Annotated in this window: 10 protein-coding genes; 6 read left to right on the forward strand and 4 right to left on the reverse strand. The window is 71.6% G+C overall.

Going from position 1 to position 14,885, the window contains the following annotated elements; genetic code table 11:
* Positions 1 to 323: 323 nt before the first annotated feature.
* Both I6A60_RS04515 and I6A60_RS04520 read left to right on the forward strand, forming a co-directional pair.
* On the forward strand, positions 324 to 2,033 hold the full coding sequence (locus I6A60_RS04515; RefSeq protein WP_374113374.1) for a dolichyl-phosphate-mannose--protein mannosyltransferase: 1,710 nt from the start codon (positions 324 to 326) through the stop codon (positions 2,031 to 2,033).
* A gap of 100 nt (positions 2,034 to 2,133) precedes the next feature.
* Complete coding sequence (locus I6A60_RS04520) at positions 2,134 to 3,810, forward strand: dolichyl-phosphate-mannose--protein mannosyltransferase (protein ID WP_238434773.1); 1,677 nt, start codon at positions 2,134 to 2,136, stop codon at positions 3,808 to 3,810.
* Positions 3,811 to 3,974: 164 nt separating this feature from the next.
* Here the strand turns inward: I6A60_RS04520 and I6A60_RS04525 are convergent, their stop codons facing one another.
* On the reverse strand, positions 3,975 to 4,949 hold the full coding sequence (locus tag I6A60_RS04525) for a ribose-phosphate diphosphokinase (RefSeq protein WP_307873528.1): 975 nt from the start codon (positions 4,947 to 4,949) through the stop codon (positions 3,975 to 3,977).
* 113 nt (positions 4,950 to 5,062) lie between these two features.
* A complete protein-coding gene (gene glmU, locus I6A60_RS04530) occupies positions 5,063 to 6,631 on the reverse strand; it encodes a bifunctional UDP-N-acetylglucosamine diphosphorylase/glucosamine-1-phosphate N-acetyltransferase GlmU (RefSeq protein WP_203014720.1) in 1,569 nt (522 codons plus the stop codon).
* A 1,124-nt stretch (positions 6,632 to 7,755) separates the two neighbouring features.
* Here glmU and I6A60_RS04535 point away from each other — a divergent pair.
* The gene (locus I6A60_RS04535) at positions 7,756 to 8,787 is read left to right on the forward strand and encodes an acyl-CoA desaturase (protein ID WP_203014718.1); all 1,032 of its coding nucleotides are present in this window, start codon (positions 7,756 to 7,758) and stop codon (positions 8,785 to 8,787) included.
* A 192-nt stretch (positions 8,788 to 8,979) separates the two neighbouring features.
* Positions 8,980 to 10,791 carry an ABC-F family ATP-binding cassette domain-containing protein gene (locus I6A60_RS04540; RefSeq protein ID WP_203014717.1) on the forward strand — a complete coding sequence of 604 codons (1,812 nt, stop codon included), beginning with the start codon at positions 8,980 to 8,982 and terminating at the stop codon, positions 10,789 to 10,791.
* On the opposite strand, the gene I6A60_RS04545 is transcribed toward I6A60_RS04540, so the two are convergent.
* Positions 10,788 to 11,801 (reverse strand): 4-(cytidine 5'-diphospho)-2-C-methyl-D-erythritol kinase, encoded by a 1,014-nt coding sequence (locus tag I6A60_RS04545; protein WP_203014716.1) that lies wholly within the window; start codon positions 11,799 to 11,801, stop codon positions 10,788 to 10,790. The two genes, I6A60_RS04540 and I6A60_RS04545, sit on opposite strands and share 4 nt — an antisense overlap.
* A gap of 388 nt (positions 11,802 to 12,189) precedes the next feature.
* On the opposite strand from I6A60_RS04545, the gene I6A60_RS04550 reads away from it, so the two are divergent.
* Entirely contained in the window at positions 12,190 to 12,816 is a 627-nt protein-coding gene (locus I6A60_RS04550; RefSeq protein ID WP_203014732.1) for a 50S ribosomal protein L25/general stress protein Ctc, read from the forward strand.
* 143 nt (positions 12,817 to 12,959) lie between these two features.
* Positions 12,960 to 13,547, forward strand: coding sequence for an aminoacyl-tRNA hydrolase (gene pth, locus I6A60_RS04555; RefSeq protein WP_203014715.1), 588 nt, complete (start codon positions 12,960 to 12,962; stop codon positions 13,545 to 13,547).
* 41 nt (positions 13,548 to 13,588) lie between these two features.
* On the opposite strand, the gene I6A60_RS04560 is transcribed toward pth, so the two are convergent.
* Positions 13,589 to 14,830, reverse strand: coding sequence for a glycosyltransferase (locus I6A60_RS04560; protein WP_307873529.1), 1,242 nt, complete (start codon positions 14,828 to 14,830; stop codon positions 13,589 to 13,591).
* Positions 14,831 to 14,885: the final 55 nt, after the last annotated feature.

Here is a 14,885-nt window from a genome sequence, read left to right on the forward strand (position 1 = left end):
GGGGGGGGCGGGGGGGGCGCCCCACCGCGGGGGGGCCCACCCCCGCGCGGCGGGGGGGGCCGGGGCCCGGGGGCCCCCCGATCGGCGCCCCGCACACGATCAGCACCCCGGTCATCCCAGCTCGCTCCGCTCCACGTTGACGCCATGCCCGCCGCCGCGGTGGCGCCCGTCCGTCGCGCGGACCTCAGACGTCCTGACCGCCGGAGGTCAAGACTAGGCAGAGTTCCCGCGCCCGCTGCCGCGGGAGCCAGCGGTATCACTGTGGGCCCGCGGATCCGGGAGCGATTCCGGGGGCCGGTAGGCGCCCGTCCTACCCTGTCTGCGTGACGGTGACGACGACGGCCCGCCTGACCCACGGGGACGACGGTCCGGGCGGTTCCGCGACGGGAACCCCAACGGGCGGGTCGGCGCCCTGGTCGCCGCTGCGAGACCGGCTGTGCCCGCCGATGCCGACCGACCGGGTCCTCGGCTGGCTGGCCGCCGGGGTGATCACCGTCCTCGCCGGTTTCCTCCGGTTCTGGCGGATCACCGAGCCCAAGAAGATCTACTTTGACGAGGTCTACTACACCCGCGACTCCTGGGGCCTGCTGACCAAGGGCTACGAGGTCAACACCGAGGGATGGGGTGGCAAGCCGGGGACCGGCTGCATCGGCTCCGGGTTCGTGGTCCACCCGCCGTTGGGCAAGTGGTTCATGGCCGCGTCGGAGAAGCTGTTCGGCTACCTCGACTGCACCGGCCAGGCCCACGGCGATCCCTGGCTGGGTTTCCGGGTCGCGTCGGCGTTCGCCGGAACGGTGGCCGTCCTCGTCCTCATCCGGGTCGCGCGGCGGATGTTCCGGTCGACGCTGCTGGGTTGCTTCGCCGGGATCGCGTTTGGTTTCGACGGGCTGGAGTTCGTTCAGAGTCGGATCGGGATTCTGGACATCTTCTTGATGACCCTGATCGTGCTCGCGCTGGCGTGTCTGGTGCTCGATCGGGATCAGGGCAGGGCGCGGCTGGCTGACCGGGTGGCGGCGTTGGGGCTGGGCCCGGATCTGGTCGTGGCGTCGGTGGCGGCCCAGGGCTCGGGCGCCCAGGTGGCGCCTGCCCTCGCCCGGGACCTGCGGTACGGGCCGGGGCTGGGGTTTCGCCCGTGGCGGCTGGCGGCCGGGTTCTTCCTGGGTGCGTCGATGGGCGTGAAGTGGAGCGGCCTGTACACGCTGGTCGGGTTCGCGGCCCTGGCGATCGCGTGGGATGTGGGCGCTCGTCGGACGGCCGGGGCGAAGGCGCCGTTGCTGGGAGCGTTGCGGCGAGACCTGCCGGCCTGGTTCGGCTGCTATGTGCCGTTGCCGATCGCGACGTTCCTGGGGACGTGGACGGGCTGGTTCGTCACCGATGGTGGCTATGACCGTCATCAGTACGGCAACGGCTTCACCGCGATGTGGCGCGGCTGGTGGGCCTACCAGCGGGCGATCCTGAACTATCACGAGCATCTGGACACCCCGCACCCGGCTCAGTCGGCGCCGTTCAGCTGGCTGGTTCTCGGCCGGGCGGTTCCCTACGACTACATCGGTACCGGCTACGGCCAGACGACCCAGTACGGCGGGCAGACCTGCCACGCCGCGGACAGCTGCTCGCAGGAGATCCTGGCGATCGGCAACCCGGCCGTCTGGTGGGTCGGCACCGCCTGCCTGCTGGTGATGATCGGGCTCTGGGTGTGCCGGCGGGACTGGCGGGCCGCCCTGGTCGTCGTCGGCTTCGGCACGTCGTTCCTGCCGTGGGAGCTGTTCCCGAGCCGGACGATGTTCCTCTTCTACGCGCTGCCGCTGCTGCCGTTCCTGGTCCTCGGCATCACGGCGACGGCGGGCCTGGCCATCGGCCCGCGGGAGGCCTCCGATACCAGGCGCCTGTTCGGCGCGCTCGCGCTCGGGGTCTACCTGATCACGGTCGTCCTGCTGTTCGCGTACTTCTACCCCATCATGACCGACCAGATGATCTCGCTGTCCGGCTGGCGCGCCCGCATGTGGTTCCCGGGCTGGGTCGTCGCCCGTTGACGCGCGGTGCCACGAGACCGGCCGACCAGTGCCCGGGGCGGCGGACACCAATCCAGCACAGATGGGATCGGTGCAGCCCCATTAGGCTATGGCCGTGACGATGGCGACGACGGTCCAGCCGACCCCGGTCGAAGACGTCTCGCCGGGGACACCGGCCCAGCCCGGCGCTGCCGTGTCCGCGTTACGGGACCGGCTGTGCCCGCCGATGCCGACCGACCGGCTGGTCGGCTGGCTGTCCGCGCTGGCGATCACGTTGATCTCCGGTGTGCTGCGGCTGTGGCGGATCACCGAGCCCAAGCGGATCTACTTCGACGAGGTCTACTACACCAGGGATTCCTGGGGCCTGCTGACCCACGGCTACGAGGTCGACACCCGGGACTGGGGCTCCAAGACCGGCTGCGACCCTGCCTCTGCCGGGTACGTGGTGCATCCGCCGCTGGGCAAGTGGTTCATGGCCGGGTCGGAGAAGCTGTTCGGCTATATCGACTGCACCGGCCGGACCCACGGCGATCCCTACCTGGGCTGGCGGTTCGCGTCCGCCTTTTTCGGCACCCTGGCCGTCCTGGTGCTCATCCGGGTGGCGCGGCGGATGTTCCGGTCGACGCTGCTGGGTTGCTTCGCCGGGATCGCGTTTGGTTTCGATGGGTTGGAGTTCGTTCAGAGTCGGATCGGGATTCTGGACATCTTCTTGATGTCGTTGATCGTGCTCGCGTTGGCGTGTCTGGTGCTGGATCGGGATCAGGGCCGGGCGAGGTTGGCTGATCGGGTGGTGGCGCTGGGTCTGGGGCCGGATCTGGTCGCGGCCTCGGTGGCCGCCGAGGGCCGGACCCTCGACCGTGCGCTGGCCCGGGACCTGCGGTTCGGCCCGCGGCTGGGGCTGCGGCCGTGGCGGCTGGCGGCCGGGTTCTTCCTGGGTGCGTCGATGGGGGTGAAGTGGAGCGGCCTGTACACGCTGGTCGGGTTCGCGGCGTTGGCGATCGCGTGGGACGTCGGCGCCAGGCGGACGGCCGGCGCGAAGGCGCCGATCCGCGGTGCGCTGCGCCGGGATCTGCCGGCCTGGTTCGGCTGCTATGTGCCGTTGCCGATCGCGACGTTCCTGGGGACGTGGACGGGCTGGTTCGTCACCGATGGTGGCTATGACCGTCATCAGTACGGCAACGGCTTCACCGCGATGTGGCGGGGCTGGTGGGCGTATCAGCACGCGATCCTGCAGTTCCACGAGCATCTGGACGCCCCGCACCCGGCCAAGTCGGCGCCGTTCAGCTGGCTGATCCTGGGCCGACCGGTGCCGTACGACTACGTCGGGACGTCGACCGGGCAGAAGTCGCAGATCGGCGGCATGGTCTGCCATGCCGCCGACGGCTGCTCGCAGGAGATCCTGGCGATCGGCAACCCGGCCGTCTGGTGGGTCGGGACCGCCTGCCTGGTCGGGATGATCGTGCTGTGGGCGTGGCGCCGGGACTGGCGGGCCGCTCTGGTCGTCGTCGGCTTCGGCACGTCGTTCCTGCCGTGGGAGCTGTTCCCGAGCCGGACGATGTTCTTCTTCTACGCGCTGCCTCTGCTGCCGTTCCTGGTCCTCGGCACCACCGCGATGGCAGGCCTCGCGCTCGGCCCCCGGGACGCCGGTGACGCCAGGCGGCTCGTGGGCGCCCTGACCGTCGGCGTCTACCTGATCGCCACCGTCCTGCTGTTCGCGTACTTCTACCCGATCCTCTCGGACCAGATGATCCCGCTCTCCGGCTGGCGCGCCCGCATGTGGTTCCCCGGCTGGGTTTGATGGCGGGTCGGCCGGAACGGGCGCGGAGCGCCCGCCGGCCGCCCCGCCTGGTGCGGGCGCTGAGCGCCCTCCCCTGCGCGGTTCGGGGCTGAGGGAGAAAGCCGAGGTGGGCGCTTGTCCAGGGTCGGGATCTGGGTTACGTCCCGTCTGGGGCGGCCGACCGCTTAAGCGTCGCCGCCGAAGAGGCTGGTGACGGAGCCGTCCTCGAAGACCTCGCGGATGGCGGCGGCCAGCAGCGGGGCGATCGACAGCTCGGTGATCTTGTCGATCTGGGCGTCGGCCGGCAGCGGCAGCGTGTTGGTCAGCACGACCTCGCTGATGGGGGAGTTCTTCAGCCGGTCGATGGCCGGGCCGGACAGCACGCCGTGGGTCGCCGCGGCGATCACCGTCGCGGCACCGTTGGCCTTCAGCGCCTCGGCCGCCTTGGTGATCGTGCCGGCAGTGTCGATCATGTCGTCGACGATGACGCAGGTCCGCCCGGCGACCTGGCCGACGACCTCGAACATCTTGACCTGGTTCGGGACGTCCTTGTCGCGGCGCTTGTGGATGATCGCCAGCGGGCAGCTCAGCCGGTCGGTCCAGCGCTCCGCGACGCGGACCCGACCCGAGTCGGGCGCGACGATGGTGACCTCGGCGGCGTCCACCTTGCGCTCGATGTAGTCGGCGAGCAGCGGCAGCGCGAACAGGTGGTCCACCGGGCCGTCGAAGAAGCCCTGGATCTGCGCGGTGTGCAGGTCGACGGACATCAGCCGGTCCGCTCCGGCGGTCTTGAACAGGTCGGCGATCAGCCGCGCGGAGATCGGCTCCCGACCGCGGTGCTTCTTGTCCTGCCGCGCGTACGGGTAGAACGGCGCCACCACGGTGATCCGCTTGGCCGACGCGCGCTTCAGCGCGTCCACCATGATCAGCTGTTCCATCAGCCAGGTGTTCACCGGGGCCGAGTGCGCCTGCAGTACGAACGCGTCGCAGCCGCGCACCGACTCCTGGAACCGAACGAAGATCTCCCCGTTCGCGAAGTCGTAGGCGCTGGTCGGCACCGTGCGCACACCCAGGGTCGACGCCACCTCGGCCGCGAGCTCCGGGTGGGCTCGGCCCGTGAAGAGCATCAGGTTGCGCCGGTTCTCCGTCTGGTAGCCCACCGCGTTACTCCTTGACGTGTCCTCCGGCCCATGTAGGCCACGACCAGCCATCTAGGTTTCCGTGGACCGTGGCGGCGCGCCAGCGATCCGGGGCCGTAGACGAGTGATGTGCCCTAGTTCATGGTTAGCGGCTCACTGGCCGCGGGTGCCTCTTTTGTCGCCGACGTCTCCTGTGCCCGGCGGGCGGCCAGGGCGGCCGCCGTCCCGGGCCGGGAGCGCTCGACCCATCCTTCGATGGTGCGCTGCCGTCCCTCCGTGATGCCGAGTGCGCCCGGCGGGAGGTCCTGCTTGATGATGGCCCCGGCACCGGTGTACGCACCGTCGCCGACGACGACGGGCGCGATCAGCACCGTGTCGCTGCCGATCTTGACGTCCGAACCGATCACGGTCCGGTGCTTGTGCACCCCGTCGTAGTTCGCGAACACCGTGCTGCAGCCGATGTTCGAGCGCTCCCCGATCGTGGCGTCGCCGACGTAGGCCAGGTGCGGCACCTTCGTCCCGGCGCCGATCTCGGCGGCCTTCGTCTCCACGTAGGCGCCGATCCGGCCGTTCGCGCCCAGCCGGGTTCCCGGCCGCAGGTGGGCGTAGGGCCCGACGCCGGCGCCCGGCCCGATCCACGACTGGGTGACCGTGCTGCGTTCCACGAAGGCTTCCGCCTCGACGGTCGTGTCGGTCAACGTGGTGTCCGGGCCGACGACGCTGCCCGTCGCGAGATGGGTCGCGCCGCGCAGGTGGGTGTTCGGCAGCACCGTGCTGTCGGGCTCGAAGGTCACGTCGGCGTCGATCCAGGTCGTCGCCGGGTCGACGATCGTGGTGCCCGCGAGCATCGCGGCCCGCGCGAGCCGGACCCGCAGCGCGGCCCCCGCCGCGGCCAGCTGCACCCGGTCGTTGACCCCGGCGGTCTCGGCGGCGTCCGGCGCAACGTGCGCCGACACGGTCTCCCCGTCGGTGACCAGCAGGCCGATCACGTCGGTGAGGTACTCCTCGCCCTGCGCGTTGTCCGTCGTCAACCGGCCCAGCGCCGAACGCAGCGCGCCGACGGTGAAGACGTAGACGCCCGCGTTGATCTCGCGGATCGCCGCGGTCGCCGGGTCGGCGTCCCGCTGCTCGACGACGGCCCGGACCGAGCCGGCCGCCGCGGCCCGATCCCAGTCCTGGCCCGCCGTTGCCTGGACCTCGCTCGCCGGGGCGTCGGTCTGGGCGCGGGGCCGGGCCACCGTCGCCTGCGCGCGGACGATCCGACCATAGCCGGTCGGGTCGTCCACCAGCGCGGTCAGCAGACTCGCTGCCGCCCGGCTGTCCGCATGCAGCCGCAGCAGCGCCGCCAGCGTCGCCGACGTGAGCAGGGGGGTATCCCCGGGCAGCACCGCCACCAGGTCTGCGGGGCGCAGCCCTTCCAGCACCCCCAACGCCACCCGGACCGCGTGCCCAGTGCCGGCCTGCCGGTCCTGTACGACCGTGCGCAGCCCCGGACGCCCCTCCACGGAGGCGGCCACCGCCTCCCGGCCGTGTCCGACGACCACGACGCTGTGCGAAGCACCGAGCGGCGCCGCGGCGGCGAGCACATGATCGAGCAGCGTCCGCCCGGCGACGCGGTGCAGCACCTTCGGGGTCGCGGACCGCATCCGCGTCCCGGCGCCTGCCGCGAGGACGATGGCGGCCGACAGACGTGCCTGGGTCACGAGCGCTCCCGTAGAGATCCGCGCCGGGGACGACCCCGGCTCCGCGACGGTCAACCAGTGCGACAGGTCAACCAAGGAGTGACGGTCGAAGCGTCCGTGGCTGGCGCGAGGGGGCCGGCCGCGGCCGATTGCCGGCGCCTCGGCCTGGCGGGCCGGGCCCGCGCCGCCGCCGACGCGTCACACCCTACTAGCGAGGTACTCCCGGACCGGTGACCTCGTCGTCATTTCGCCGGGCCGCGCTGAGACCGACCGCCGCAAGCCCGACGGGCGCCTGGGAACCCCGCCAACCCGGCCGCGTCAGGACTCGGTGCGCGACGGTAAATTCTGTACCCTCGATCGGGCGATGGTAGACTTCTTCTGATTTCACGGTCCGCCGTAGTGTAATCGGCAGCACAGGAGATTTTGGTTCTCTTAGTCCACGTTCGAGTCGTGGCGGCGGAGCTGGCCTTCCTGGTTTGCCGGCCCCTGGTCGGCCGCGCTGGCGGCTTCTGATTGTTCCCAGGGCCGGACGCGGGTGCCCAGCACAGGAGATTCGCTCGTCGGTCCTAATCCCACTCGTGGGTAGACGCTGGCCGGTGGCACTCGTTACTCGGCCTTCTCCGCGCTTCGGCCGGCATTAGCCTGTGGCCGCTGGGACCTTTTTCGCCCTGGTCGGTGGCGGATCGTTTCGGGGCTGGCGGTTCGTGTGCTGAGCAAAGCGGCCCGCGCGCTGGTGCTTGCTTGTGGCCAGCAGCGCCACGGCGCTGTTACCCGCAAGTAGGCCATCGTCTGGCGTCTTGTCGGATCTCCCCTCGCGTTTGGGTTGAGTTCGGCCCGACGGTTCCGCGGCTGTGGCGCAGGTGGGTTGTCTGGTGTGGCGCCCTTGGTCGGATCGGTGGCCGAAGTAACGATTTTGCGGTATACGGGCGGTTGGCAGGATGTTCGGGCGGGTACAGAACGTCACTACCAGCTCGTATCTCCAGGCAGGCGGTAACGGCACGGGGGACGGGTAGTAAGAGGCCACAAGAGGACCGAAAGAGTTTGCGTGACGGTTGCCGGCACGCGCACGGGGGCACCCCGACGACCGTTACCGTGAGCCCAAGAGGACCAATGTGTGGACCTGCCGCGACAGACAGGATGCCGCGATGAGCACGACCGAGACGGTGCAGCCTACGGATTCCAGCCCGCCGGATCGGCGAGGTGGAGTGGACCTGAGCGCGGTTCCCACCACCCGCGCCTCCAGCGCGCCCTCCAGCGAGCACACGAGCGTCCCCCGCTGGATGATCAAGGCCCGGACCGAGCAGGTGGTGCTGGCCAGCATCATCCTCGTTCCGATCGCGGCGGTGGTCGCCGCGATCCCACTGCTGTGGGACCACTGGATCACCTGGCACGACCTGGTGATCGCCGCGTTCATGTACGCCATCACCGGCCACGGCGTAACGGTCGGGTTCCACCGGTACTTCACCCACCGCGGCTTCAAGACCTCGCGGCCGGTCCGGATCGCGCTCGCCGTCTGCGGCAACATGGCGATCGAGGGCCCGGTCATCCGCTGGGTCGCCGACCACCGGCGCCATCACGCCCACAGCGACCAGGCGGGCGACCCGCACTCGCCGTGGCGCTACGGCCCCGGCACCCGGGCGCTGACGAAGGGCCTGTGGCACGCGCACATCGGCTGGCTCTTCGACGTCGAGCAGACCGACCAGCGCAAGTACGCGCCGGACCTGCTGGACGACAAGGACATCGTGCGCGTCAGCCGGACGTTCGCCTTCTGCGCGTTCGTCAGCCTCGCGCTGCCGGCCCTGATCGGCGGGCTTTGGGACGGCTCCTTCGAGGGCGCGCTTCGGGCCTTCTTCTGGGGCGGCCTGGTCCGGGTGGCGCTGCTGCATCACACCACCTGGTCGGTGAACAGCATCTGCCACGTCGCCGGCAAGCACCCGTACAAGTCGCGCGACCGCTCCGGCAATGTGTGGTGGATGTGCCTGCCGTCGATGGGCGAGTCCTGGCACAACCTGCACCACGCCGAGCCGACCTCGGCCCGCCACGGCGTGCGGCCCTGGCAGATCGACTCCAGCTTCTACATCATCAAGACGATGGAGCTGACCGGCCTGATCACCGACGTCCGCCGCCCCACCCGCGACCGCCTCGCCAAACTGTCTGCGACGGCCCCCGCCAACTAAGGCATCGGCCAGACACGGCGCTCCGCGCCTCTGGCCGATTTGCCTGGCTCGGGCGCTGAGCGCCCTCGCCTAGCTGGTTCGGGGGAGGCGCGGAGTTACGAGGCGGGCGTCTATCCAGGGTCGGGATCTTGGTTGGGTTTTCGCGCCCGGATCGAGATCTTGGTTGCGTTTCGTCGCCCGTAGGCTAGGCCGGTGGCCCATCTACTTGGCGCGGAAGCACTGCATCTGGAGTATCCGACCCGCGTCGTCTTCGACTCGATCACCCTCGGCGTCAACGAGGGTGATCGGATCGGGATCGTCGGCCAGAACGGCGGCGGCAAGTCCAGCCTGATCGGCATGCTGTCGGGCCGGATCACGCCCGACGAGGGCCGGGTCACCCGCCGAGGCGGGGTGCGGGTCTGTGTGCTCGACCAGGCCGACACGCTCGACCCGGCGCACACCGTCGGCCAGGTGATCGTCGGTGATCGTCCGGAGCACGAGTGGGCCGGCGACCCGGCGGTCCGCGACGTCATCGCGGGCCTTGTCACGGACGTCCCGTGGGCGGCCACCGTCGGCACCCTCAGCGGCGGGCAGCGCCGCCGGGTCGCGCTCGCCGCCCTGCTCGTCGGCGACTGGGATGTGATCATCCTGGACGAGCCGACGAACCACCTCGACGTCGAGGGCATCACCTGGCTCGCCGACCATCTCAAGCGCCGCTGGTCGCGGACGGCCGGCGGACTGCTGGTCGTCACGCACGACCGCTGGTTCCTCGACGAGATCTGCACCGCCACGTGGGAGGTGCACGACCAGATCGTCGAGCCCTTCGAGGGCGGTTACGCGGCCTACGTGCTGCAGCGGGTCGAACGCGACCGCCAGACGGCGGCCAGCGAGGCCAAGCGGCAGAACCTGATGCGCAAGGAGCTCGCCTGGCTGCGCCGTGGCGCGCCGGCCCGCACCTCGAAGCCGAAGTTCCGGATCGACGCCGCGAACGCGCTCATCGCGGACGTCCCGCCGCCGCGTGACCGGCTGGAGCTCTCGCGGCTCGCGACGGCGCGCCTCGGCAAGGACGTCGTCGACCTGCTGGACGTCTCGGTCTCGTTCGACGGCCGGCCAATCCTGCGGGACATCGAGTGGCGGGTCGGGCCCGGCGAGCGGACCGGCCTGCTCGGCGCGAACGGCGCCGGCAAGTCCACCCTGCTCTCGCTGGTCGCGGGCACGCTCGCGCCGACCGCGGGGACGGTGAAGACCGGCAAGACCGTCCGGATCGGCGTCCTGGACCAGGGGCTGCGCGAGCTGGACGAGGTCGCCGGCGACCGGGTGCGCGAGGTCCTGGCCCGGACGAAGACGACCTTCATGATCGACGGCAAGGAGCTGACGCCGGGGCAGCTGCTGGAGCGGCTCGGCTTCGCCCGCGAGCACCTCTCGGCCCGGGTCTTCGACCTGTCCGGTGGCCAGCGCCGCCGGCTGCACCTGCTGCTCGTGCTGCTGGCCGAGCCGAACGTCCTGATCCTCGACGAGCCGACGAACGACCTCGATGTCGACATGCTCGCGGTGATGGAGGACGTCCTGGACTCCTGGCCGGGCACGCTGCTCGTCGTCTCGCACGACCGGTACTTCCTGGAGCGGGTGACCGACCAGCAGTACGCGATCCTGGACGGCCGGCTGCGGCACCTGCCGGGCGGCGTCGACGAGTACCTGCGGCTGCGGGCCTCGGGCGCCTCGTCGACCGCGGTGGCCCCCGCGAAGGGTGGCGCCCCGGCGGGCAACGGCCGCGGCGGGAGCGCCCCCGTGACGCCGAAACTGGCTGGCGCCGAGCTGCGCGCGGCGCAGAAGGAGCTCACCGCGACGGAGCGTCGCCTCGACCGGCTCGCCGGCCAGGTCGCGACGGCCCACAAGAACCTGGCCGACCACGACCCCGCCGACTACGAGGGTGTCCTGCGGATCACCAAGGCGGTCGGCGACCTGGAGGCCGAGATCGTCGCCCTGGAGGAGCGCTGGCTGGAACTGTCCGAGCAGGCCGGCTAGAGCACGGTCGCGCCGGGGGCCGGCGCGGTCGCCGCGCGGACGGCGCGGGCCAGGCCGCTCGCCGCGAGACCGGCGGCGAGATCGGCGCCGTGGGCCGCGTCGCGGGCGAGGAAGGCCGTCGTCGGGCCGGAGCCGGAGACCAGCGCGCCGAGTGCGCCGAGTGCGCGGCCTTCGGCCAGCACGTCGCCGAGCGACGGCCGCAGCCGGATCGCCGGCGCCTGCAGGTCGTTGCACAGCGCCGCACCGAGCACGGCCGGGTCGCCGGTGGCGACGGCGGCCAGCACCGCGTCGGCCGGAGTCGGCGCGGTGCGGCCGTCGGCCGTGCGGCCCTCGGTCGCGCCGCTGTCGAACTCCCGGTAGACGGACGGGGTCGACAGGCCGCCGTCGGCGAGCGCGAACACCCAGTGGTACTCGCCGGCAGCGGCGACGAGGGAGAGCTGCTCGCCGCGGCCGACGCCCAGCGCGGTGCCACCGGTCAGCGGGAACGGCACGTCGCTGCCGAGGCGGGCGGCGAGCTCGGCGAGCGTCTGGACGGACAGGCCCGTGCCCCACAACGCGTCGCAGGCGACGAGCGCGGCGGCGCCGTCGGCGCTGCCCCCGGCCATCCCCGCGGCCACCGGGATGCCCTTGGCCATCGCGAGGTGAATCCGGCGGCCGCGCAGGCCCGCGGTCTCGGCGACCAGCAGCGCCGCGCGGACCGCGAGGTTGTCCGCGTTGGTCGGGACCACGGCGGGATCGCCCGCCGGCCCGACGGCACCCTCGCCGCTGATCTCGACGGTCGCGGTGACCGCCGGTCCGTCGCCGGAGCCGTCGGCCGGCTCCAGGTCGGTGACGGTCAGCTCGTCGTACAGCCCGACGGCCTGCAGCACGGTGATGACCTCGTGGAAGCCGTCGGCGCGACGAGGCCCGACCCCCAGGTGCAGGTTGACCTTGGCCGGCGCGCGCACGGTTACGCGGCGCGGCGAGGACTCGGGCGACAACGTCGATCCGGTCGAAAGCTCGGTGGACATCGCTCGGCTCCTTGCGGGTGGCGGGCTCGCCCGAGAACCTATCCGGCCCGGCCGGGGCCGCTTGCCCAGCCGGTCCTGGCGCGGTGCGAGCGCTACCGAGCGCAGCCGAGCCCGGGTGGCGCGGCCGCGGCTCCGGGCGTTCCGGGTGCGTCGGGAGGGGAGGGGCGTGGCGCGGCGGCGACGGTCCGGTACTGTGAAGAGCCGGAATCCTGGTGACGTCCGCAGTCTCGTGCCGTAGCTCGTGATCGAGAGCCGTTCCGTCTCGATGAGTCGCAGCCCTGTGCAGTGGCCGGGGTCCCGCTGACCCGGCAGCCACGCGTCGGTCCCCACCGACCCGCCGTCGCCTGGATCCGTAGCACCTGAGTCAGTCGAGAGGATGAGCACCGCCATGTCCGAGGTCCGCATCGTCGCGGAGCCGCGCACCGAGTTCGGGAAGGGCGGCGCTCGTCGCACCCGACGGGCCGGCAAGGTTCCGGCCGTCCTTTACGGGCACGGCCAGCCGCCGCGACACATCGCACTTTCCCAGCGTGAACTGCTGCACGCGTTCAAGACCGACGCCGGCACGAACGTGCTGCTCACCGTTGACCTGGGTGACGGCACCGAGCTGGCGCTGCCGAAGGACGTACAGCGTCACCCCATCAAGGGCAGCTTCGAGCACGTCGACCTCGTGATCGTCCGTCAGGGCGAGAAGGTCAACGTCGACGTCCCGGTGGTCATCACCGGCGAGCTGCACCCGGACGCGATCCTGGACCAGCCGAACAACACCGTCTCGGTGCTGGCGCCGGCCACGGCAATCCCGGACTCGCTCACCGTCGACATCACGGGCATGGGCCCCGGCTCGCACCTCACGGCCGGTCAGCTCAAGCTTCCCGACAACGTGGTGCTGAACGGCGACCCCGAGCTGATCATCGCGTTGGCGCTCGTGAAGCCGACGGCGGCGCAGCACGAGGCCGGCCTCGGCGAAGCCGAGGGTGCCGAGAGCACGGGCGAGGCGGCTCCGGCCGAATCCGAGTAGTTCGCGGCCGGGCCAGCTCGGCCAGGACCCGCCGCGGCGTTCACGGCGCGGATCGCCTATCGACGATCCGCGCCGGAACGCCGCTTTTTCAATAGCAACAGTGATAATTCGCAAAAGCGGACAAGATTGCGGCGGGACTGCGGATGGCTGGCGAGGACGACGGAGCCTGGCTGGTTGTCGGCCTGGGTAATCCGGGTCCGGAGTACGCGAGCACCCGCCACAACGCCGGCTTCCTCGTCGTGGACCTGCTCGCCGAGCGGCACGGGGCCAGGCTGCGGTCGCACAAGGCACGCGCCGACGCGGCGCAGCTGCGGCTCGGCGGTGTCTCGGCCGTGCTGGCCCGGCCCCGGTCGTACATGAACGTCTCTGGTCCGCCGGTCGCGGCGCTGCGCTCGTTCTTCAAGGTCGACCCCGAGCGGGTGATCGTCGTGCACGACGAGCTCGACATCCCGTTCGGCGCGGTCCGGCTCAAGCGCGGCGGCGGCGACAACGGACACAACGGGCTGCGGTCGATCACCTCGTCGCTCGGCACCCGGGACTACCTGCGCGTCCGCTTCGGCATCGGCCGTCCGCCCGGCCGGATGGACCCGGCCGACTTCGTCCTGCGTGACTTCGCCGCCCCGGAGCGCAAGGAACTGCCGTTCCTGGTCGACCGGGCGGCGGACGCCGTGGAGGCGCTGGTCACCGAGGGCCTCGAGCCGACCCAGAACCGCTTTCACTCCCTGGCCTGAGGCTCGCCGGGCTGGAGCGTCGCCTCTCGCGGTCGGCCTCGTCAGCCGGTGCCCGGCCGGCTCGGCAGCTCGTCGCGAATCCGCCGCAGCAGAGTGGTGTGGTCCAGCGTGCGCAGAACGTAGTCACGCCCAGATCGGCCCAGGTCGGCGGCCCGGACCGGGTCCGCGAGCAGCCCGCAGACCGCTTCGGTGAACGCCGCCGGCTCGTCCGCGACCAGCAGGTGCGTGGACGGCGTCATCTCCGGAACGGAACGCGCTGCCTGCCAGCTCAGGCCCCGGCTGCCGGTCCGGGTGCTCACCACCGGCGTGCCCGCCGCCATCGCCGCGATCGCCTTGATGTTCACCCCGGAGCCCGACCGCATCGGGTTCACCGACACGACCGCCGACTCCACGTACTCGTCGACGCTCGGCACGTCGGTGTGCAGCTCGACGCTGGGAATCCCGTGCAGCCAGTCGGCCAGGCCCGGCTCGGGGCGGCGGCCCACCACGCGGAAGACGGCCGCCGGGTGACGCGCCCGCACTCCGTCCCAGCACCGGTCCAGGAACCAGCGCAGCGCCTCGACGTTCTGCGCGGTGTCCAGCGAGCCGACGAACACGACCGTGCCCGGGACCCGGTGGTTCCTCGTCGCGGCTGATCCGGCGGACGCGTCGTCCGCGAGCGCGCCCACCGGCAGGAACGGAGGCAGGTGGAAGGTGGTGACGCTGGCCCGCCGGCGGCGCCACTCGTGGTCCTCCAACGAGATGTCGGCGATCGCGGTGACCAGGGGCGAGTGGCCGAGCGATCGCTCGGCGAGCTGGAGCTTGCGGTACTCCAGCTCGTAGGCCGCCGCGCGAGGGCCGGACGAGCCACGCGCCATCGCCCGGAAGAACGCCGACTCGATGTTGTGCGCCCGCACCAGGTGGGGCAGCCGCCAGACCCGGGCGATCTCCTGGCCGAGCCGGGCGGCCCGGTAGCTGTAGCTGATGACCGCGTCGGCGCGCGGCGGCGTGGCATGCAGCGCCCGGCGCAGCGGCCCGACCGGCCGTGACGCGTACATGTACGGCGTCACGCGCAGGTGGGCCAGTGGGCTGTCATCGCGGGGCAGCGGGATCACCGCGGCGCCGGGAACCGCCTTCTCGACCGCGTCGACGTCGAGGGCGCTCTTGGTGGGGATCAGGACCTGCATGCGGATGCCGGCGTTCGACGCGGCGGTGAGGAACCCGAAGGTCTCGACCCGGCCGCCGGCGTCCATCGGAAGGAACGGCTCCTCGACGACGACGATCCAGCGTTCGGCACCGCTCACGGCGCTCACTGTAGCCGGGGGGACGAAAGGCCCGACCTGGCCGCGCTGGGCCTGG

The sequence above is a fragment of the Frankia sp. AgB1.9 genome (assembly GCF_016786355.1).
Taxonomy (GTDB): domain Bacteria; phylum Actinomycetota; class Actinomycetes; order Frankiales; family Frankiaceae; genus Pseudofrankia.